This window comes from Ectothiorhodospira variabilis, from assembly GCF_022227625.1.
In the GTDB taxonomy this organism is placed as follows: Bacteria; Pseudomonadota; Gammaproteobacteria; order Ectothiorhodospirales; family Ectothiorhodospiraceae; genus Ectothiorhodospira; species Ectothiorhodospira haloalkaliphila.
Window position 1 is genome coordinate 216,790 of sequence record NZ_JAJNAO010000001.1, and the last position, 21,130, is coordinate 237,919.

Sequence of the window (21,130 nt, forward strand, 5' to 3'; positions counted from 1 at the left end):
CATCAGCGGGCGAGGGAAATCGCCCAATCACCACCAGGGGCCTCGCCCCGCTCACAGGGAGAGTGCATCCATGCAGGCCAAGGACATCGTGCCGCTGAACCCCACCCATCATCCAGCCCCCGGGACAGGCCGTGTCACGCTGGCGCGCGTGCTCCAGGCTCAGGCCGGCGAAGCCCTTTGGGTGGATTGCGATGGCACCACCCTGCCCCCCATGGGCCATGCCCAATCAACCCCCGCCCTGCGCCCCGGCGACCGTGTGCTGGTCCTGCTGCAGCCCGCCACGGGCCCGGTGATCCTGGACCGACTTCGCCGACATGGCGAAGCGCCCCCCTCCCAGGCAGTGACCGAGCGGGACGGGCATGTACATCTGAGGGCAGAGCGCGGTCTGTACCTGCGTTGCGGTGAATCCTCCATGACCCTGGAACCCGAAGGCCGCATGGAGATGCGCGGCCGGGAACTGCACGGCATCATGGCGCGGCTGATGCACTTTCTGGCCGCCCGCATCCACTTCAACTGACCCGGGAGCGTCGCCATGGAATGGCCTCTCTGGAAACAACATGAAGACCTGGCCCGAGCCCTGTGGGATCAACACGGCCGGCGCCAGGCGCTGCCACTGGACGATGCCGCCAGCCTGGAGCGCCTGGAGCGACGACTGCTCACGCAATGGCTGTTACTGGGCCGCAACGCCGGGGCCGTGCTGCCAGAAGACGCCTCGGCCTGTGCACACTTCCTGCGCTGTGCCGCCGCCTGGGTGAGTCAGCAGCGGCCCACGGTGGAGGACGTGGTCAGCGCCTTGATCGAGGACGGACAACACCCCTGGCGCTGGCTGCTGATTCACCTGCCTCCCGAACCGCTGGGCCCATGGCTCAGAACCCTGGGATCGGTGCCGGCACTGCGTCCGCTTTGCTGGGAAATCGCCCGCTGCCAGGACACGGTGCCGGCGGATCTGCCAGAACCCTCGCCCACCGAAGACCCGGACACCGTGCTGGCGCGGCTGCGCTGGATGGCCGATCACCCCCACGCTCCGGCCATCGATCCGGACCCGCCGGGATGTCATGCCGGCACCGCAGCGCGTTATTGGTGGGTACGCGGCGCCTGTGCCCGTGGCCGGATCTCCGCCCGGGAAGGCCTGGAGCACTTGCAGGACATGGAAGGCAGCGATGCCGTACTGCGACTCATGGGCGTGCTGGGCCTGCCCGAGGCCCTGGACACCCTCGTCGACGCCCTCCCCCGGCATGCGGGTGCGGCTTGGGGGCTGGCGCTGAACGGCACGCCGGCAGCGGTGGATGCCCTGATCGCGGGCCTCTCCCAGCCCCGTCACCTGAGTGACATTCGTGCTGCGCTGGAAGCAGTGTCCGGGCTGCGCCTGCCACGGGGGCCGCGTGGACCCCGACCACTGCACACCGGCGCTGGGCCCAACCCTCAGATGATGGCCCAGTCCTGGTGGCGAAAGACGCGCCCTCGTCTTCACGCTTCCCAGCGTCTCTGGCAGGGGGCACCACAAACACCGGTGAGCCTGGCCCGCCACGTGATGGCCACGGCGGGGCGTGAGGCCGATGGGCTGCAGTTGCGGCTTGCCCTGGCCCTGGAGGCGCCTCCAGCGGCGCCACGGGAACACTGGCAGCACCAGCGGCGACGCCAACTGGCCGCGCACGTCCAGGTGCTGCAGGCGATATCCCCTCAGGAGGCGGTGCATGCATGAACTCATTGACCGCACCGCCCGGATTGCCCGGCCGCCTCCGACCCTTCGTCCACGTGGGTGCATGGGTGTCACTCAAGTCGTCATGCGCGACAACAGCGAAGTCCAGGAGGGGCGTTCATGACGCTGGCGTTCAACCCGGACCACATTCGCCTGTGCACCGCGACCGGCAGCGATCCCATGGCGCTCTGGGCGGCAGCCTCCACACCCTTGTGCATGGAGCAACGCCTCACCCATCCGGCCGCACTGGCCTCCCCAGGCGGCCGCCATCAGGTGCTGCGCGGTGTGCCGGCGATGGGCGGTCAGCAAGACACTCTCGGCAGGGTGCAGGCGCTGCTCAGGGGTGCACTGGGTCAACAGCCCCTGCCCGCCCAGGCCCTGGTCCTGTGGCCGTATCGCCCCACCCTGCTTGAACACTCACGGTTGCACCCGCGAGTGCTTTGGGCCTGGATGGGCAAGGAGGGACTGCGCCATCCAGAGGCCCGGTTGCAGCCTGTCTGCCTGCATGAGTCGGCCGTCACGCTCCTGGACCATGCAGAGGAGGCATTGTCCCATCATCCGGATCGGGCCCTGTTTCTGGGCGGCGCGGATAGCCTGCTGGACCCGGACACCCTGCTGGCCCTGGTGGATCAGCAAATGCCGCTGGCCTGGGACGGCGAGGATGGCATCGTCCCGGGCGAGGCGGCGGCCTTCCTTCCGTTGCGGGATGGAGGCGATGGCGTGCGGATTCTGGGTTGGGACAGTTGCCCCGCCCCAGCAGCCAGACCCGACTCCACGGGGTCGCATTCCGCCCTGGCCCAGGCGCTGAGCAGCGCCCTGACGCAAGCAGGCCTGGAGGCATCCAGCCTGGATGGTATCCTGCTGCCGCCAGGGAACGGGGCCGAAGGGGATCGGGAATGGTGGAGCTGCCAGGTGCATCTATGGCCGTTGCGTGCCGACATCCCGGAAGGCGTGTCACTGCCACCGGAGCCCGACGAGGATCCCCTGCCCCCGGAACCCATCACGCCCCCCTCCCTGGATAGCGGCGCCGCCACCGGTCATGCCGGGGCCATACAGTGGCTGCTGCAACTGGCCCTGGCTGGCATCTGGATGCGGGATACCGGAGCCATCGCCCGCTCGGGTGCCTGGCCCCGAGTGGCCGCCACCGCAGTGCTCGACCGCCCCATGGTCGACGAGCGCGGTGCCGTCATCCTGAGTGCCGAGACGGGTCAGGAGGCCTGAGGCCAGGGGATGCCCGTGCCCCCCAGACCGCAATAACCTCCCGGCACCTTGGCCAGATACTGTTGATGATCGTCTTCGGCAAAATAGAAGGTGGGTGCCGGCACGATCTCGGTGGTAATGGCGCCCCGTCCGCTGGCGGTCAGGGCCTGCTGATACACATCCCGCGACTCGGCAGCCTGTCGGGCCTGGTCGTCATCATGGGTGTAGATCCCCGAACGATACTGGGTGCCCACGTCGTTGCCCTGGCGCATGCCCTGCGTGGGGTCATGGGACTGCCAGAAGACCTTGAGCAGGTCCTGATAACTGACGCTTTGCGGATTGAACACCACGTGCACCACCTCGTTGTGGCCGGTCATCCCGCTGCACACTTCCTTGTAGGTGGGATGGGGCGTATAGCCGCCCGCATAGCCCACGGCGGTCACATGCACCCCGGGCAACTGCCAGAAGGCCCGCTCGGCACCCCAGAAACAGCCCATGCCAAACAGGGCGGTCTCCATGCCTTCGGGATACGGGGGTTTCATGGGGGTGTTGAGCACCACGTGGTGCTCGCTCACGGGCATGGGTTTGTCGCGGCCGGGCAGGGCCTGATCGGGACGGGGCATGGCGGTCTTGCGCATGAAAGAGAACATGGTGGGGCTACCTCCCGGTGTGGATGGTGGGCTTGCCTCCATTGGAAAGCGCCGGGCCGGGAAAGTTTGGTGATGGGGAGCCGGCCTGCCGGCGAAACAGGCCAGGATCAACTGGGGAGTCTTTCCTGGCATGGGCTTCGCGGGTAGGGCCCGCTCCCACGGGTGCTGGGGTTATGGACGGGGGTTGTCCGGCTCCTCCGTGGATGCCCTGTCTTCTTCATCGGGGGGCTGTGCCAGGGTGAGGTCACTGGTATCCACCTTCAGGGGTGGATGATCCCGGGGGGTGCCCAGGGTGACACCGGGTTCGGCCAGGGTCAGTTCCGAGAGGTCCACCTCAAGGGGTGGGGGGGCCTCGCGGTCGCTCAGATCGGTGCCCACGGGGGCCAGGGTCCAGTCGGGCCCGGCAGGCTCCGCCTGTGCAACCGGTGAGTTGGGTGACTCACTCGGGTCACCACTGGACGCGGGGGGCGTCGACTCCGGTTCGGCGCCGGCAACGGGCGAGTCACCCGACTCCGGGGCACAGGCCATCAGCCGGGCCAGAACGCCGGCCTCCCTGAGGGAGGCCTGATAGCGACGGGCCGTGGCCTCGTCCACACCCTTCTTGATGACCACGGGCTTGCCCGAGAGCATTGCCGCCGCCCGCGCCTCGGGGATGCGGAACAGGCGGGCCAGGTTGGCCTGGGCGGTGGCCGGGTCGACCCCTTCCACCAACTGCCCGGTCACCGCCACCAGGTAGGCTTTGTCTCCCACTTTGCCTCCTCCTTATCGCGCAGGCAGCTTACCGATCACGACTGCCGGGACCCCGCTCTCCCCCAACGACGGGAGAGGGGGCTGTCCCGGGGATCAGGCCGTCATGAGGCCTCGGCCACGGGAGGCTTGGGTTTGCCCCCGGACACCTTCAACTGCCAGAGCAACAGCACCACGCCCATGCCAAGACCCACGGCGTCACTGAGCAGATCGCCGGAGATGGCCATCAGGGCACCGATGAACAGCAGCCCCCGGACCACGCTGCTGGCCAGACCGAAGAACCAGCCCTGGGCCGCGGCCGCCAGCATGAACACGCCCAGCAGGGCGGTCAGGAAGCTCTGGGTGATCTTCCACCATTCACCCTCCATGAGCAGGGCCGGGTGATAGAAGAAGATGAACGGCACGATGAAGGCCGCCAGACCGATCTTGAAGGCCGTCACCGAGGTACGCATGGGCTCCGAGCCGGCGATGGCTGCACCCGCATAGGCCGCCAGGGCCACCGGCGGGGTGATGGCCGAGATCACCGCGTAGTAAAAGACGAAGAAGTGGGCCACCAGCGGCTCCACCCCCATCTGGATCAGGCCGGGTGCCACCACCGAGGCCGCCACCGCATAGGCCGCCGTGGTGGGCATGCCCATGCCCAGAATCACGGAAATGCCCATGGCGAAGAACAGGGCCAGCAGCTGGCTGTTGTCGGCCACGGCCAGCAGCATGGTGGAGAAGCGCAGCCCCACGCCCGTGAGGCCGATCACCCCCACGATGATGCCGGCGCAGGCGCAGACAGCGATCAGCTGGATGGCCATGCGCGCCGCCAGTTCCAGGGCCTTGGCAGAGCCGATGATGCCCAGCCGGAAGGGTGTGAGCCAGCTCACCACCACGGCACTCATCAGGGCCACGGTCCCGGCACGGATCACGGAATAGCCCATGAACAGGGCACCGATCAGGATGATGATGGGCGCGAACAGGTAGAGCTGACGCAGCAGCTTGCCGACCTTGGGCAGTTCTTTCGAGGGCAGGCCCTTCATCCCTGTCTTGGCGGCTTCCAGATCCACCATGAAGTATACGGAGGCAAAATACAGCACCGCCGGGATCAAGGCGGCGATGATGAGCTCGGTGTAGGGGATGCCGGTGATCTCCGCCATGATGAAGGCGCCCGCCCCCATCACCGGCGGCATGATCTGCCCGCCGGTGGAGGCGGCCGCCTCGATGGCGCCGGAACTGCGCGGGTTGTAGCCCACGCGCTTCATCAGCGGAATGGTGAGGGAACCGGTGGCCACCACGTTACCGGCGGAGGTGCCGTTGATCATGCCCATCAGGCCGCTGGCGAAGATGGCCACCTTGGCCGGACCGCCCCGGGCCCGCCCGGCGGCGGCAAAGGCGAAGTTCACGAAGTAATCACCCACCTTGGAGGCCTGCAGGAAGGCGGCAAAGGCGATGAACAGGATGATGTAGGTGGACGACACCGCCGTGGTGGGGCCCAGGATGCCGTTGTCGGTGTACAGGTAGGTGAAGAAGCGATCGGCATTGTAACCGCCATGCTCCAGCACTCCGGGTAGCCAGGGACCGATGAAACCATAGAGGATGAAGACCGCGGCGATCACCACCAGGGCCATGCCGGCCACGCGCCGGGTGAGTTCAAGAATCAGCAGGATACCCGCCACCGAGACCCAGAAGTCGGGCTGCGTGGGCATCACGCCGGCCCGGAACTGCAGGTCTTCCAGATGGAAGACCAGATAGGCGCCTACCGAGACACTGGCGGCCATCAATGACCAGTCATACCAGCCGATGCGATCCGAGCGGGGCTTGAAGACCCAGGCAAACAGGATACCCAACACGGTGGTGGCCAGCAGGGTCCAACCGAAACTCTGGAAGAGCCAGTCCGGCATGGACCATGAGTCATAACCCCACACATGGCGCATGAGATAGGCGGCGATGACGGCACCCACGGCGTAGAGCGCCGCGCCCACGGTGATCACCATGGGCAGCAATTCCAGTAGCCATCGTCGACCGGGGGATTGTTCGGAGGGCGGCACGCAAGCGGCCACAATGGCGAAGCCGATCACCAGGGCACCGGCCACGTGAAGAATACGGAAGGTCCAGGTCTCCATGGGGAAGACGTTGAGGACCAACAGGTGGAAACTGGTATAGGTCAGACCCAGCGCAAACAGCAGCCAGTATTGCCAGCGGGTGAGATTGCGCTGTGACGAGGTCCCTTCCTCGGCGGCAGCAGCCGCGGCGGCAGCAATGTCTTTGTCTTCAGCGGGGCCCGATTTTTCGGAGCTCGTCATGGGAGAGTTCTTCTGAGCATACTGTTAGATTGACATGACACGCCGGGCGCGGATGGCACGCAATCGGGGCGTCAGTAAGATTCAGCGGCAAAAGGCTCGGGCCGCGTCACGCGGCCCGAGCCCTTGCATGCCATCCTGATGGCTGATCAGCCCTCGTACTCGGGCGGAATCAGATCCTCGGGCACCTCGATGCCCCTTTCCTGGTAGTAACGCACTGCACCGGGATGGAACCACATGAAGGTGTTGTGTTCCATGTTCTCGGGCAAGGTTTCAGCCGCGGAGCGATGAATGCTCATCATGCGGTCGTTGTTGTCCAACACGGTCTTCATGATCTCGTAGACGAAGCTCTCCGGCATGTCCTTGCTGGCAATGGCGAAGTTCCACAGGGCCACGGTAGGCTGATCTTCCTCCACGGTGCGGTAGGTGCCACCGGGGATGACGATGCGGCTCACCGGATGGTTTTCCACCATCTGGGCGATCTCTTCCTCGTTGAGGGAGAAGATGTTCACCGGCTGCTGGGCCTCGATCTGACTGAAGGCGGAGATGGGCACGCCAGCGGCAAAGGCAAAGGCATCCAGGATGCCGTCCTGCACCTGACCCACCTGGTCGGCGGCACCGCCAAAGCGCACACGCACGTTCAGGCCCAGATCCTCAAAGAAACGTGGCCAGAACATGCTGGCGGTGCCTCCACGGGGGCCTACACCCACACGCTTGCCGTCCAGGTCAGAGATGCTCTCGATACCCGAACGCTGCAAGGCCACCACCTGCAGAGGAGTCTGATACATGGGGAACATGGCACGCACATTACGCGTCTCAAGGCCCCTGGCCACCTGCAGCTGGCCGTGCCAACCTTCAAAGGCCGGTCCCATGGTGGTCATTCCGAAATGCAGTTCGCCCTGGTGTACCAGCACCATGTTCTGGGCGGGGCCACCGGTGACCTCGGCGGACATGTTGACGCCGGTTGCTTCGTCAACCAGACCTGCCCAGCCGGCACCGTAGATGAAGTAGGTTCCGCCCTGAGAGGCCGTGCCCAGCTTGGCTGAACGCGGCCAATCGGAGCGGTCGTCCGCGGACGCGACGCCGCCCAGGACCATCGCACAGCTCAGGGCGGCCACTCCCGCCCAACGCATACAACTTTTCAGCATGGCAAAACTCCTCCTGGGAGTCTGGGGACCGTTCGGGTCTCCCGTTCTTCTGGATGGTTTGAAACGTGGGCCATCCGGACAGACTGCCATGTCCCCGCCGGCCAAGCCCGATTCGGAAGATAGCATAGACCGGGTGCGGATTATTACGGATTGATGGATTCGGTTGAAGTGAGTGGGCAAAAATTGCAGGCGAAACGTGGTGGGCTACCTGCCGTCAGGTCCCAGCGGCCGGAATCAGCCCTCGGGGTAAGCCAGCACGTCAAGCTGCTCTGCTGCCTGCGCCAGATGCGCCAGAAAGCGCTCTGCCTCGCCATCCTCCAGTTTGGCGGTCAACCGTGACATGAGGTGTTCCTGGCGGTCATGAAGCTGCCGGGCCAGGCTCATCAGGCCCGCCCGTTCGTCGGTGCGCCGGGCTGCCTGCAGATCCGGATCGTCCTGACCGCGCGCCAGAGAGAGTTCCACCATCCGCCGCATTCGCTCGGCTCCAGCCTCCTCGGAGGCCTGGGCCAGTTCCTCCGCGAACACCTGGATATCGTGGATCTCGCCCATGAGGTCCTGCATCTCCTTGAGTTCCTTGATGAGGTCCTTGCCGCCCTCCAGTTCCTTGGCCACGGGTTCCAGCAAATAGCGCAGACGCTTGCCGGCAATGCGCGCCTGATGCACCTCCTCCTGGGCGGCTCCCATCTTCACCTGGTCCAGATGAGCACGGAAATCCTCGGCGGCCTCCGTCAGGCGCAGAGCCGTGACCCGACCGAACGGCGGTGCGTCATCGTCCTTGTCCAGATCCAGGCGCTCGTTCATGCGCTTGCGGAAACGCTTGAAGGCAGACGGTGTTGCCTGCCGGATATCCGCGTATTCGTCACCAAGGCGATCCTGCAGGCGCTCCTTCATCCACAGGAAACCCGGTCGTTGATGGGACTTGATGCGCTCCTGCTGCGTCATGAGCCAGGCCAGCTGAACCTCGGTATCCCTTGCCAGCCCGGTACTGGATGCCAGGTCCTTGGCGCGCTGGCGAAGTTTTTTGGACAACCACTGTTTTGCATAGCCCTTGTGGGCCTTGAGCAGGCTACGCAGGCGCCGCAGCGCCACTCGAAAATCGTGCAATGCTTCGGTGTCTGCGGGGTCATCCAGCCGGTCGCAGGCCGCCTGGGCCTGGTCCAGATAGGTCCTGGCCAGGTGACGGACAGCGCGGGAGGCGGGTTGGGCTGCCAGGGGTTGTTTCATGGGGCTCCGGATCGATGGATATCAGGGGCAACATTAAGACCGAGCAAGATGACAGTATGATGAAAGTATGACAGCTGCGGGGAAAGGTGGTGAGAGGAACGGGCGGCCCCGGACGTCATACTCGTACGGGGCCGCCCGGTGTCGGATCCCTGCCGATCAGACTTCCTGACGGCGGAACATGGCGTCCACCCCATAGCGACCGGAGCCGGCGAACAGGAAGGGCACCATCACGGCGGCGTACAGCAGGGCCAGCTCCTTGCTCGGGCCACCGGTGGCAAACAGCGGGTCACCCCCATGGGCCACGAAGGCTGCCACCAGCATGGCGCCCAGGATGGCGGCCGCCGAGGCGCGCGTCAGCAAACCGGCCGCCAGGAGCAACCCGCCAATCCCCTCGGCCAGCCCGGCCATCCAGGCAAACAACTCGGGCGAGTGAAACCCCAGCCCTTCCACCATGCCCACGAATCCTGCAGACGGAGGCAATTTGTCGAACCCGTGCCCGAAGGCCATCATCAGTCCGGCGGCCACGCGCAGCACGGTCATGCCGGCATCCGTCGCCACGGCGCCCGGCGTCTGACCGCCGAAGAGTAGTTCGTTGAGGTTCAGTTGCATTTAGCGTCTCCTTTTCAATGATTGAGTGAGCATGGCGTGATTTGCGCGCCACCTGTTCAGCTTGCCCGGGCCGAGAGGCGCGTCCATCTCACCGACGAACGGGGCGCCCCGGCGTCATCCGGACCTTACACTGAGAGGGCTTACCAGGGGTCGTTGTGCCAATTGGTCCACTGGCAGCAGGGTTTTGTTCAATTTGATCTTTGAATCCTTGTATTCGGGGGAATACAGCATGAACAGGAAGTCAATCAAACTCATCGCCGTCCTGATGTCCGTGGGTCTGCTGACCGCCGGGGGGGCGGCACAGGCGGACTCTTTCGCCCTGGGGGCCAAGGTGGGCACCACCGGCCTGGGCGTGGAGGGCACATACGGCCTGCGGGAGAACGTCAATCTGCGCGGCGGACTGTATGGCTTCACCTACAGTACCGACGTGGAAGAGACCGATGTGGACTACGACGCCGATCTCAAGCTGCGCAGTGCCGCGCTGCTGGCCGACTGGCATCCCTTCCGAGGCGGGTTCCGCCTGACTGCCGGGGCGTATTACAACGGCAATGAGCTGACCGGGAAGGCCGACGGTACTCTCGACATCGGTGACAACGACTATGACGCCTCGCTGGATGCCACCATCGACTGGCGCAGCTTTGCACCCTACCTGGGAATTGGCTATGGCAATGCGGTCCAGGGTGGGCGTTGGTCCTTTGCGTTTGACGCGGGTGTGATGTTTACCGGATCACCGGATGTGAGCCTGAGGGGAAACCTGAGGGGACAGGTCAACGACCCCACCTTGCAGGATCAGTTCGATGAGGACCTGCGTCGAGAGCAGGAAGAACTCCAGGACGACCTGGACGACTTCAAGTACTACCCGGTCCTGAGCCTGGGCGTGGCCTACCGCTTCTGAGCCTTCGGTGCCGCGAGGCCAACGGGTCTCGTGGCGCTCAGCCTACCCGGCCATATTCCTGCGATCCGCTCAGCCAGCGGTCGATCAGAGGGTCCACGTGGTCCGGGTGTTTGGCGGCCAGGCGCCCGGCGGCGACCTTCACGTCTTCCAGCAGGTCCTGATCCCTTACCACATCGGCGATACGAAACTGCATCATCCCGGTCTGACGCGTGCCCAGCACCTCGCCGGGGCCGCGCAGGTCCAGGTCGATGCGGGCAATCTCGAAGCCGTCGGTGCTGTTGCGCAACGCCTCCAGACGACGGTGGGCCGTCTGGGACAGCGGCGGGTGATACATGAGCACGCAGGCACTGGCTGCCTCGCCCCGCCCCACACGCCCGCGCAACTGATGCAGCTGAGCCAGTCCCAGGCGCTCGGCATTCTCGATGATCATCAGTGACGCATTGGGCACATCCACGCCCACCTCGATCACCGTGGTGGCCACCAGCAACTGCACCTCCCCGGCCTTGAAGCGGGCCATCACCGCCTCCTTGTCCCGGGGTTTCATGCGCCCGTGCACCAGCCCCACGCGGATACCCTCCAGGGCCTCCTCCAGCTGGGCATGGGTATCCTCCGCTGCCTGGGCCTGCAGCACATCGGATTCCTCCACCAGGGTACACACCCAGTAGGCCTGGCGCCCCTCGCCAATGGCGTGGTGAATGCGCTGCACCACTTCATCGCGCCGGTCATCGCTCAGGGCCACGGTCTTGATGGGCGTGCGCCCCGGCGGAAGTTCATCGATGACTGAATAGTCCAGGTCCGCGTAGGCGGTCATGGCCAGGGTGCGGGGGATGGGGGTGGCGGTCATGATCAACTGATGGGGCAGACGCCCGTCCCGGGCACCCTTCTCCCTAAGGGCCATGCGCTGATGCACCCCGAAGCGATGCTGCTCATCCACCACCACCAGGGCCAGGTCATGGAAGGTCACATCCCCCTGGAACAAGGCATGGGTGCCCACCGCCACCTGGGCCTGCCCGGAGGCCAGGGCCTCACTGGCCTCACGGCGGGATCGGACTCCCTGCTTGCCGGAGAACCAGGCCACTTCAATACCCAGAGGCTCCAGCAGGGCCTTGAAGTTGCGGTGGTGCTGCTCGGCCAGGATCTCCGTGGGCGCCATCACCGCCGCCTGATAACCCGCCTCCACCGCATGCAGACAGGCGGCCACGGCCACCAGGGTCTTGCCTGCCCCCACGTCCCCCTGCACCAGACGCAGCATGGGATGGGGCCGGGCCATGTCGGTGACCAGTTCCTGAATCACCCGCTGCTGGGCCCCGGTCAGCGGGAACGGGAGGTTATCCAGCAACCGGCGCACGAGTTCACCGGGCACCTGCACCGGCGGTGCCGGCTGATCCGTGGTCCGCGCCCTCACTCGGCCCAGGCTCAGGTGGTGGGCCACCAGTTCCTCGAAGGCCAGTCGACGCTGGGCCGGATGGCGGCCCTCCAGCAGGCTGGACACGGGGGCATCGGGCGGCGGGCGGTGCACGGTGCGCAGGGCCGTGACCAGATCCGGCAACCCCGACGAATCCAGGATATGCGCGGGTAGCCACTCGGGGATCCGGTCCAGACGAGCCAGGGCCTCGTCGGTGAGCCGGCGCAGGCTCATCTGGTGCAGCCCCTCGGTGGTGGGATAGATGGGCGTGAGGGACTCTTCCACCGCCGCCTCCCCCTCACGCAGGATGCGGTACTCGGGATGCACCAGCTCCATGCCCGCCTTGCCCATGCGAGCCTCACCGAAACAGCGTAGGCGGGAGCCCCGGGCCATGGCCTGCTGCTGAGCGCCGGAGAAATGGAAGAACCTCAGGGTGATCCCACCAGTACCATCACTCAGATGCACCAGCAGCATGCGCCGGGAACGGGCCACTACCTCGGTGTGATCCACCTCCCCTTCCACCACCCCCTCGTCCCCGGGCCGCAGGCTGCCGATGGCCACGAGGCGGGTGCGATCCTGGTAGCGGGCCGGCAGATGAAACAGCAGGTCGGTGACGGTGGCGATGCCCAGGCGCTCCAGCCGGGCCGCCATCTTCGGACCCACGCCCTTGAGGGCGGTGATGGGTTCAGTCATGGGTGCATCCGTTGCGTGGGGGAGTCAGGCCTACTCCAGTACCATGATGGCATCCATCTCCACCTGCGCGCCCTTGGGCAGGCTGGCCACGCCGATGGCGGCGCGGGCCGGATAGGGCTCGGCAAAGTACTGGCTCATGATCTCGTTGACGGTGGCGAAATTCCCCAGGTCGGTGAGAAAGATATTGAGCTTGGCGATGTCGTTGAGATCCCCTCCAGCGGCCTCGGCCACCGCCGACAGATTATCGAAGACGCGGCGCACCTGATCCTCGATGGGCCCATCCACCAGTTCCATGGTTTCGGGAATGAGCGGGATCTGGCCCGACAGGTACACGGTGCTGCCCGTCTTCACCGCCTGTGAATAGGGGCCGATGGCCTGAGGGGCCTTGGGGGTGGCGATGATCTCGCGTGCCATGGGGACTCCTTATGCGTCATGGTGGGTTGTCTATTGTCTCATGCTACTCGGGCAATACCGTTTCCCGCGCCAGCAGGTCCTCCAGGGTCTCGCGCCGGGTGATCACATGGGCCTTTTCACCCTCCACCATCACCTCGGCGGCCCGGGCACGGGTATTGTAGTTGGAACTCATCACATAACCGTAGGCGCCGGCGGACCGTACCGCCAGCAGATCGCCCTGCTCCAGCACCAGCGAGCGTCCCTTGCCCAGGAAATCGCCGGTCTCGCACACAGGACCCACCACATCATATTCACGGCTTTCACCGCTGCGGGGGCGCACCGGCAGGATATCCATCCAGGCGTCGTACAGGGCCGGGCGGATGAGATCGTTCATGGCCGCGTCGACGATGGCAAAATCCTTGTGGCGGGTGGGTTTGAGGTACTCCACGCGGGTGACCAGCACCCCCGCATTGCCGGCAATGGCCCGACCGGGCTCCAGCAGGATTTCGTAGCCGGTGTCCTTGAGCTCGGCCAGCATCGCCTGAGCATAGTCGCGCGGCGAGGGCGGCGTCTCGTTCTGGTAACGGATGCCCAGGCCGCCACCCAGGTCCAGGTGCTCCAGTTGAATACCCTCTGCCTGCAGGGCCCGGGTGAGCAGGATCACCCGGCGCAGGGCATCCACGAACGGCTCCAGGGATGTGAGTTGGGAACCGATGTGACAATCCAGTCCCGCGACCTTCAGGTGGGGCAGAGCGGCCGCCTGGCGGTAGAGATCCAGGGCATCCTCCACATCCACACCGAACTTGTTCTCCTTCAGGCCGGTGGAAATATAGGGGTGAGTACCGGCGTCCACATCGGGATTCACGCGGATGGAGACCGGCGCGATCATGCCCAGCGCCCCCGCCTCCCGGTTCAGGCGCTCCAGTTCCGCCACCGATTCCACATTGAAGCAGCGGATACCCACCTCCAGCGCCCGGCGCATCTCCCCCACCTGCTTGCCGACGCCCGAGAACACCACGCGCCCGGGGTCGCCCCCGGCCCGCAGCACCCGCTCCAGCTCGCCACCGGAGACGATATCGAAGCCCGCCCCAAGACGTGCCAGCACGTTCAGCACTGCCAGGCTGGAATTGGCCTTCACTGCATAGCACACCAGATGGGGATGATTCCCCAGGGCATCGTCAAAGGCCTTCCAGTGCCGCTCCAGGGTCGCGCGGGAATACACGTACAATGGCGTGCCGTGGGCCTGGGCAAGGGATTCAAGGCTCACGTCCTCGGCACAGAGAACGCCATCCTGATAATTGAAATGATCCATCCGTCGATATCCGGTTCGGAGGCGGGCCGGTGGCCCGGTGGGTTGTTTGATGGAGAACTGAAGGGCCTAGGGGTCGGCCCGTTGATCTTCATCATCGGGCAGGTACAGATCGCCGCGCTGACCGCAACTGGACAGCATGCTGGCCGTCCCCAGAATCACGACCACGACGATGAGCAACAGATTGGACCAGCAAAAACGCATGGCATGCACCTCATGAATCAGGGGAAGCCTCGGCATCCCGGTAAGCCACGTCCACCACCTCGTAGCGGACGACCCCGCCTGGCGTTTCCACCTCCACCTCGTCATCCAGGTGTTTACCCAGCAAGGCCCGGGCCACGGGAGAATCCAGGCTGATCCAGCCCCGCTCCGGGTCAAACTCATCGGCACCGACGATACGGTAGACCACCTCCCGACCCGAGGTATCGGCCAGGGTGACCCAGGCGCCGAAAAAGACACGGGCCTGATCCGTCGGGGGATCACGTACCACCTGCAGGGACGGTATTCGCTTCTGCAGGTAGCGGATGCGCCGGTCGATCTCCCGCAATTCCTTCTTGCGGTAGATATATTCGGCGTTCTCCGAACGATCGCCCTCGGCCGCTGCGGCGGACAGGTGGCGGGTCACATCGGCGCGGCGCGTCCAAAGACCCTGCAACTCCGCCTCAAGGGCCGCGTGACCCTCGGCGGTGATATGGGGGGATGAACGGGGTTGCGGTGGGCGCCAGCGTGCCATCAGAACAAAACCTTATCAATCCGATACTTCACCATGGCCTCGGGCCTCAGACAGGACGCCAGGTATCGTAGCCACAGCTCCAGCAGTGGAACAGGGCCTCCTGGCTGCCGTCACGATCCTGACTGTCCCGCACCTCTCCCGGCACCGCATACAGGGAACGCAGAGTGCAGCAGGGACACTTCTCCGCATCGCCATCCGGCTCCCGGGTGACCGCATGGCCCGGCGAGGACTCGGACTGACGCGGGTCCAGCGCCTGCTCAAGGCCAGCCAACTCGTCGCTCAACTGCGCAATCAGATCCCGTACATTGGCATCCGCCTCGCCGGCGGTGGACTGCAGGGCATCCAGATGCCTGCGCATGGAGGCCAACCTTTGACGAACATTGCTCATGACAGGGTGCTCCCGGGACAAACGGACCTGGAATACATGGCCGGAAACGGCCAACCAGTGAAACGCTCAGCTGCCTGACATCTCCTGAGCCGTGTGGGTCACCACCCGGTTGAGGGTGGTGCGGCATTGGACAATCTCCCCCAGCACAATGATGGCCGGCGCTTCCAGGCGCTCCCGGGTGATGGTCTCCAGCAGGGTCGCCCGCGTGGCGATCACCACCCGTTCCTGGGGCGTGGTGGCCGAGGTCACCACGGCCGCCGGCGTGTCCGCCACCATGCCCCCATCGGTGAGACCCTGAAGGATATGGGGCAGGTTCTTGATGGCCATGTACAGCACCACGGGCTGCCCCAGGCGGGCCACCAGGGACCAGTCAATGCCCTCCGGCGTGGGCTTGCGCCCGGCCCCATGGCCAGTGGCCAGGAACACCGCCTGATTCACACCCCTGCAGGTGGCCGGAATGCCCACCGCACTCAATCCCGCCAGACCCGAAGTGAGGCCGGGAATCACGCGATTGGGAATCCCCTCCTCCAGCAGCGCAGCCACTTCCTCCCCACCCCGACCGAACATGAAGGGGTCGCCTCCCTTGAGGCGCACCACGCGAAAACCGCGCCCAGCCTGATCCACCAGGGTGGCCGTGATGTCGTCCTGATGAGTGGAGGGTTTGCCGCCACGCTTGCCGGCAAAGATGCGTACCGCGTCGGGGCGCACCATGGCCAGGGTTCTGGGGTCGATCAGGGCATCGTGCACCAGCACATCCGCCTGCAACAGGGCCGAGAGCGCATGCAGGGTCAGCAGCCCCGGGTCGCCCGGCCCGGCACCCACGATCCACACCTCGCCCGGGCGCATGCGCGGCAGCCCCGGGATCAGGGCGTCCAGTGTATCCAGCGCCGTACCCATGACGGGATGGCTTGTCCGGGACAGTGAATTCATCGATCAGTATACTCCGTGCTATGTCCGAGCAGACCCCTACGCCCCCTGAACAGGGTACAGCCCTCCGACGCGGCTGGACCACGGGGGCCTGTGCCACCGCGGCCACCAAGGCGGCCTTCACGGCCCTGGTGAGCGGCCATTTCCCGGACCCCGTCCAGGTGACCCTGCCCAAGAACCGCACCCCGGCATTCTCCCTGGCAGTGCAGGAACAGGGGGATGGCACCGCCATGGCGGGCATCATCAAGGACGCCGGGGATGACCCGGATGTCACCCATGGCGCCCTGATCCGGGCCAAGGTACGCCTGGGCGCACCGGGAAGCGGCGTCACATTTGCCGCTGGCGAAGGGGTGGGCATGGTCACCCGTGCGGGCCTGCCCATCCCGGCGGGCGAACCCGCCATCAATCCATCGCCCCGGGCCATGATTCAGCAGGCCGTGGGCGAGGTAGCCGCACAGTTTAACGTGCCCGGCGACGTTGAAGTGGAAATATCTGTCCCGCGGGGGGCAGAAATTGCCATCGAGACCCTCAATCCCCGCCTCGGCATCGTCGGCGGGCTGTCCATCCTGGGTACCACGGGCGTGGTGATCCCCTTCTCCTGTTCGGCCTGGATCCATTCCATCCAGCGGGGCATCGACGTGGCCCGGGCCGCTGGGCTGCCCCACGTGGCTGGTTCCACCGGGCGCACCTCCGAGAAGGCCGTGCAGGCCCATCACGAACTGCCCGAAGAGGCACTCATCGACATGGGGGACTTCATCGGCGGCATGCTCAAATACCTGCGCACTCATCCCGTACCACGCATCACGGTGGCCGGCGGCATGGCCAAGATCACGAAGCTGTCCCAGGGTTTCATGGATGTACACTCCCGACGTGGCCAGGCGGATCTGGGGCAATTGGCAAATCTGGCGGCCACTGCAGGGGCGGACGAAACCTGTCAGGAAAGAATCCGTCAGTCCAACACCGTGGCTGAAGCGTTCGACCATGCCCGGGCCGCCGACGTTCCCATCGGCGACGCCGTAGCCCGGGCAGCGCTGCATTTTGCGCTACATCTGATCGACCCCCAGCAGAGCCAGTTGGAGATCCTGGTGTTTGACCGCTCCGGTCATCTGGTGGGCGAGGCCACCTCGGCCCCGTAGGCCCTCACCCCAACCCCTCTCCCGCCAGCCTACGCCCCACCCCCGGACCGATAGCGGCGTCGATAGCCCGGATCATAAAGGGCGCTCTCCCGAAAATCCCGACTCCCCAGGGCATGCCCCACCAGGATCAACCCCGTGCGCTCCACCGGCGAGGCCCGCATCATCTCCACCAGATCCCCCAGGGTGCCACGCACCACCACCTGGTCCGGCCAGGTGGCGCGCGCCACCACCGCTGCCGGACAGTCCGCCCCATAAAACGGTTCCAGGCGCTCCACCACCTCCTCCAGACGATGAATCGCCAGATGAATCGCCAGCGTGGCCTTGGTGCGGGCAAAGTTCTCCAGGGTCTCATCCGGCGGCATCTTCGAGGCCCGCCCCGACACCCGGGTGATCACCAGGCTCTGGCTCACCTCCGGCACCGTCAACTCCCGACCCAGCACGGCAGCCGCCGCACCAAAGGCCGGCACACCGGGGGTGAGGGTGTACGGAATGCCCAGACGCTCGAGACGCCGCATCTGCTCCGCCACGGCGCTATACACCGAGAGATCACCGGAATGCAGCCGCGCCACATCCTCCCCCGTCTCGAAGGCACGTACATACTCCGCCTCGATGGCATCCAGATCCAGCGGCGCGGTATCCACCAGACGCGCCCCCGCCGGACAATGCTCCAGCACCTCCCGGGGGACGATGGACCCCGCATACAGACACACCGGGCACTCGCCCAGCAAACGCGCCGCACGCAAGGTGATCAGGTCGGCGGCACCGGGCCCGGCGCCGATGAAATGAACAGTCATGTGTTAATCCTGTGAAAGTCCGGAAAGAACGAAAAACAGTCGGCCGAACAGCACACAATACAAGATCAGCGCCACAACAGCCGAATCCCCTCATCGGGGCCGGGTTCCTGGAGGCGGGTGTTCGCCGCAAGGAGGCGGCGATCAAGCCTACAGGGCCGTATTCACGGCGTCCCGCCGCGGGGAACGCGGCCTCGCCGAGGGGAGCCAACAGCGACACACACTCCGGGCACACCTTTCGCGGGCGAGGCCCGCTCCCACAAAGACACCCGGATCAAGGTGACGAGGCATACTCTTCGCGGCCGGGGGCGGCACGCGAAACCGGCTTGTCCACCACCCATTGCACCACCGACATGGCCGGCCGGAAGGCATGCAGCCCACCCACCTTGTCCAGACGCTCCACAGAGAGCCGGGTGAGACTGCCGCCCAGGCGCTGCCAGGCAGTCTGAATCACCTGCTCCGTCTCCAGCACCACCACATTGGCCACCAAGCGTCCACCAGGCCGCAATGCCTCCCAGCAACGCTCGATCACCTCCGGGTCCCGCGCCCCTCCACCCAGAAAGACGGCATCCGGCGGCGGCAAACCCTCCAGCACGGCCGGAGCCCGCCCCACCTTCAACTCCAGGCGAGGCACCCCCAGCGATGCCGCATTGCGGGCAGCACGGGCCGCACGATCCTCATGACTCTCCAGCGCAATGGCCCGGGTGGAAGGATGCGCCAAAAGCCATTCAATGGACACCGACCCCGAGCCACACCCCACATCCCAGAGCATCTCACCCACCCTGGGCCGCAGGCTGGACAGGGTCACGGCCCGCACCTCACGCTTGGTGATCTGACCATCGTGCTCAAACCAGTCATCGGGCAAACCCGGTGACCGCGGCAACACCCGGGCCTCCGGCCCCGCCACCACCTGAATGGCCAGAAGGTTCAACGGATTGACGTCATCCAGATCGAAGCAATGGGCCACCGACGATCGCCGGCGCTCTCGAGGACCGCCCAGGGCCTCCAGCACGGTCACGATGCTTTCTCCGAAGCCCCAATCCACCAGCGCCCGAGCCACCTGGGCTGGCGTGTTTGCATCGGCACTGAGCACGAACACCTGGCCGCCCGGCTGCAAAGCCGGACGCAGGCTCTCCAGGGGCCGCCCCGTCAGGGAGATCACCGCACAGTCCTGCTGCGACCAACCCAGCCGGGACGCTGCCAGCGCCACACTGGAAGGATGCGGCAGACACCGCCACTCGCCCGGCTCCAGATGCGGACGCAAGGTGCTGCCCACACCAAAGAAAAAGGGATCTCCCGAGGCCAGCACCACCACCGGGCGCCCTCGATGGGCCATGAGCTCAGGCAGCGTATCCGACAGGGGCGATGCCCAGGGCAGCGCCCGGCCCTGAATCAACGAAGAAGCCAACTCCAGATGGCGCTGGCCACCCACCACAAGCTCGGCGGAACGCACCAGGACCTGGGCGGCAGGGGTCAAACCATCAATGCCCTCCTCTCCCAGGCCGATCAAGTGCAGCCATGGGCGGGATGAGAAAGGTTGGGTCAGAGGGGAATCCGTCATGTGCGATGCAGTGGGGGAAGTGATTCCTGCAAGTGTGCCATAAATTGGGATCCCTGCCGGCCCCTCCCACCCTCACCCCAACCCCACTGATCATGGAACACCAAGGCCATGTCCAGTAAGGTGATGAGCCATCATCGGCCGTCCCCTGAAACCTCCCCCTCCCATGCCTGAAGACACCCGACACCCCCTCAAACTCCTCATTCTCGGTGGCACCGGCGAAGCCATGGAACTGGCCAGGGCCCTGGAAGACGACGCGCGCTACGACCCGGTCTACTCCGTCGCAGGCCGCACGAGCAACCCCCGCCTGCCCGACCTGCGCTGTCGCACCGGCGGCTTCGGAGGCGTACCCGGCCTGGTGGAATGGATTCGCGCCGAAGGCACCCACATCATTATCGACGCCACCCACCCCTTCGCAGCCCGGATCTCCGCCAACGCAGCCGCCGCAGCGGATCAAGCCGGTTGCAAACTCCTGGCCCTGCGCCGCCCTGCATGGACTCCCGAGCCCGAAGATCACTGGCGCAGCGTGCCCCACATGGCCGCCGCCGCCCAGGCCCTGGGCGACACCCCCAAACGGGTACTGCTCACCATCGGCCAACTGGAACTGGCCGCCTTCTGCCAGGCCCCCCAACACCACTACATCACCCGCAGCGTCGAACTCCCCGAAACCCGCCCGCCCCACTGCCTGTGCCTCACCCAACGCGGCCCCTTCCAGCTGGAAGATGAGTTGACACTGCTGAGAGAACACCACATCGACACCCTGGTCACCAAGAACTCCGGCGGGGAAGCCACCCAGGCCAAACTGCAGGCCGCCCGCCAATGTGGCGTGGAAGTGATCATGGTGGAGCGCCCCGCCGTGCCCAGGGCCAACCACGAGACAGCGACTCCGCAGGCAGCACTGGCATTGCTGCATCAGTTCAGCGCAGGGCGCTAAGGCACGGGCGCCTCAATCGCGGGCAAGGCCCGCTCCCACAAACATGCTCCCACAGGAACAGGAGGCTTGCAGCCAAAGGTGGAACCCTCGTGGGAGCGGCCCCCGGCCGCGAAGAACGACCCCACGGACTTCCGGAAAGCATCACGCAGGAAGACCAGGCACCCCGAACGAAGCCACAATAGCCGAATCCCCTCAGCGGGGGCGGGTTCCTGGAGGCGGGTGTTCACCGCAGGGATGCGGTGGCCAAGCCTACAGGGATGTATTCACGGCGTCCCGCCGCAAGGAACACGGCCCCGATGAGGGGAACCAGCACCAAAGCAAAACCCAGGCACCCCGAACCAAGCCACAACAGCCAACTCCCCTCAGCGGGGGCGGGTTCCTGGAGGCGGGTGTTCACCGCAGGGAT

At 65.7% G+C, this 21,130-nt stretch carries 21 protein-coding genes; 6 read left to right on the plus strand and 15 right to left on the minus strand.

Annotated elements, in window-relative coordinates:
- Positions 1 to 70: 70 nt before the first annotated feature.
- From LPW30_RS00965 to LPW30_RS00975, 3 genes are all read left to right on the plus strand, one after another.
- Complete coding sequence (locus tag LPW30_RS00965; protein WP_025280215.1) at positions 71 to 517, plus strand: hypothetical protein; 447 nt, start codon at positions 71 to 73, stop codon at positions 515 to 517.
- A 15-nt stretch (positions 518 to 532) separates the two neighbouring features.
- The gene (locus LPW30_RS00970) at positions 533 to 1,702 is read left to right on the plus strand and encodes a hypothetical protein (protein WP_239679846.1); all 1,170 of its coding nucleotides are present in this window, start codon (positions 533 to 535) and stop codon (positions 1,700 to 1,702) included.
- Positions 1,703 to 1,819: 117 nt separating this feature from the next.
- On the plus strand, positions 1,820 to 2,920 hold the full coding sequence (locus LPW30_RS00975) for a hypothetical protein (protein WP_239679847.1): 1,101 nt from the start codon (positions 1,820 to 1,822) through the stop codon (positions 2,918 to 2,920).
- Here LPW30_RS00975 and msrA read toward each other — a convergent pair.
- The 6 genes from msrA to LPW30_RS01005 all read right to left on the minus strand — a co-directional run bounded on the left by msrA (position 2,908) and on the right by LPW30_RS01005 (position 9,562).
- A complete protein-coding gene (gene msrA, locus LPW30_RS00980) occupies positions 2,908 to 3,549 on the minus strand; it encodes a peptide-methionine (S)-S-oxide reductase MsrA (RefSeq protein ID WP_239679848.1) in 642 nt (213 codons plus the stop codon). The genes LPW30_RS00975 and msrA overlap by 13 nt on opposite strands.
- A gap of 171 nt (positions 3,550 to 3,720) precedes the next feature.
- Positions 3,721 to 4,299 carry a hypothetical protein gene (locus LPW30_RS00985; RefSeq protein WP_025280211.1) on the minus strand — a complete coding sequence of 193 codons (579 nt, stop codon included), beginning with the start codon at positions 4,297 to 4,299 and terminating at the stop codon, positions 3,721 to 3,723.
- A gap of 101 nt (positions 4,300 to 4,400) precedes the next feature.
- Entirely contained in the window at positions 4,401 to 6,584 is a 2,184-nt protein-coding gene (locus tag LPW30_RS00990; RefSeq protein ID WP_239679849.1) for a TRAP transporter permease, read from the minus strand.
- 146 nt (positions 6,585 to 6,730) lie between these two features.
- Positions 6,731 to 7,729: a TAXI family TRAP transporter solute-binding subunit gene (locus LPW30_RS00995; protein ID WP_025280209.1), complete on the minus strand. Its 999-nt coding sequence runs from the start codon at positions 7,727 to 7,729 to the stop codon at positions 6,731 to 6,733.
- A gap of 234 nt (positions 7,730 to 7,963) precedes the next feature.
- The gene (locus tag LPW30_RS01000; RefSeq protein ID WP_025280208.1) at positions 7,964 to 8,953 is read right to left on the minus strand and encodes a CHAD domain-containing protein; all 990 of its coding nucleotides are present in this window, start codon (positions 8,951 to 8,953) and stop codon (positions 7,964 to 7,966) included.
- 156 nt (positions 8,954 to 9,109) lie between these two features.
- Positions 9,110 to 9,562 carry a DoxX family protein gene (locus LPW30_RS01005; RefSeq protein ID WP_238624018.1) on the minus strand — a complete coding sequence of 151 codons (453 nt, stop codon included), beginning with the start codon at positions 9,560 to 9,562 and terminating at the stop codon, positions 9,110 to 9,112.
- A 229-nt stretch (positions 9,563 to 9,791) separates the two neighbouring features.
- On the opposite strand from LPW30_RS01005, the gene LPW30_RS01010 reads away from it, so the two are divergent.
- The gene (locus tag LPW30_RS01010; protein WP_239679850.1) at positions 9,792 to 10,457 is read left to right on the plus strand and encodes a hypothetical protein; all 666 of its coding nucleotides are present in this window, start codon (positions 9,792 to 9,794) and stop codon (positions 10,455 to 10,457) included.
- Positions 10,458 to 10,494: 37 nt separating this feature from the next.
- On the opposite strand, the gene recG is transcribed toward LPW30_RS01010, so the two are convergent.
- The 7 genes from recG to cobA all read right to left on the minus strand — a co-directional run bounded on the left by recG (position 10,495) and on the right by cobA (position 16,308).
- Positions 10,495 to 12,555, minus strand: a complete 2,061-nt coding sequence (gene recG, locus LPW30_RS01015; protein WP_239679851.1) for an ATP-dependent DNA helicase RecG — start codon at positions 12,553 to 12,555, stop codon at positions 10,495 to 10,497.
- A gap of 30 nt (positions 12,556 to 12,585) precedes the next feature.
- Entirely contained in the window at positions 12,586 to 12,969 is a 384-nt protein-coding gene (locus tag LPW30_RS01020; RefSeq protein WP_239679852.1) for a RidA family protein, read from the minus strand.
- Between the two features lie 43 nt (positions 12,970 to 13,012).
- Positions 13,013 to 14,260: a diaminopimelate decarboxylase gene (gene lysA / locus LPW30_RS01025; protein WP_238624021.1), complete on the minus strand. Its 1,248-nt coding sequence runs from the start codon at positions 14,258 to 14,260 to the stop codon at positions 13,013 to 13,015.
- 66 nt (positions 14,261 to 14,326) lie between these two features.
- Positions 14,327 to 14,461: an LPS translocon maturation chaperone LptM gene (lptM, locus tag LPW30_RS01030; protein ID WP_084307047.1), complete on the minus strand. Its 135-nt coding sequence runs from the start codon at positions 14,459 to 14,461 to the stop codon at positions 14,327 to 14,329.
- Positions 14,462 to 14,471: 10 nt separating this feature from the next.
- Positions 14,472 to 14,990, minus strand: a complete 519-nt coding sequence (greB, locus tag LPW30_RS01035) for a transcription elongation factor GreB (protein ID WP_025280202.1) — start codon at positions 14,988 to 14,990, stop codon at positions 14,472 to 14,474.
- Positions 14,991 to 15,036: 46 nt separating this feature from the next.
- On the minus strand, positions 15,037 to 15,378 hold the full coding sequence (locus tag LPW30_RS01040; RefSeq protein ID WP_128571822.1) for a hypothetical protein: 342 nt from the start codon (positions 15,376 to 15,378) through the stop codon (positions 15,037 to 15,039).
- 66 nt (positions 15,379 to 15,444) lie between these two features.
- On the minus strand, positions 15,445 to 16,308 hold the full coding sequence (cobA, locus tag LPW30_RS01045) for a uroporphyrinogen-III C-methyltransferase (RefSeq protein ID WP_029762149.1): 864 nt from the start codon (positions 16,306 to 16,308) through the stop codon (positions 15,445 to 15,447).
- 20 nt (positions 16,309 to 16,328) lie between these two features.
- On the opposite strand from cobA, the gene LPW30_RS01050 reads away from it, so the two are divergent.
- Positions 16,329 to 17,441 carry a cobalt-precorrin-5B (C(1))-methyltransferase gene (locus LPW30_RS01050; RefSeq protein ID WP_239679853.1) on the plus strand — a complete coding sequence of 371 codons (1,113 nt, stop codon included), beginning with the start codon at positions 16,329 to 16,331 and terminating at the stop codon, positions 17,439 to 17,441.
- 29 nt (positions 17,442 to 17,470) lie between these two features.
- On the opposite strand, the gene cobM is transcribed toward LPW30_RS01050, so the two are convergent.
- Complete coding sequence (gene cobM / locus LPW30_RS01055) at positions 17,471 to 18,235, minus strand: precorrin-4 C(11)-methyltransferase (protein WP_238624024.1); 765 nt, start codon at positions 18,233 to 18,235, stop codon at positions 17,471 to 17,473.
- 271 nt (positions 18,236 to 18,506) lie between these two features.
- On the minus strand, positions 18,507 to 19,793 hold the full coding sequence (gene cbiE, locus LPW30_RS01060; RefSeq protein WP_274521597.1) for a precorrin-6y C5,15-methyltransferase (decarboxylating) subunit CbiE: 1,287 nt from the start codon (positions 19,791 to 19,793) through the stop codon (positions 18,507 to 18,509).
- A gap of 163 nt (positions 19,794 to 19,956) precedes the next feature.
- Here cbiE and LPW30_RS01065 point away from each other — a divergent pair, with 163 nt between their 5' ends.
- Positions 19,957 to 20,724, plus strand: coding sequence for a cobalt-precorrin-6A reductase (locus tag LPW30_RS01065; protein ID WP_239679855.1), 768 nt, complete (start codon positions 19,957 to 19,959; stop codon positions 20,722 to 20,724).
- Positions 20,725 to 21,130 lie beyond the last annotated feature (406 nt).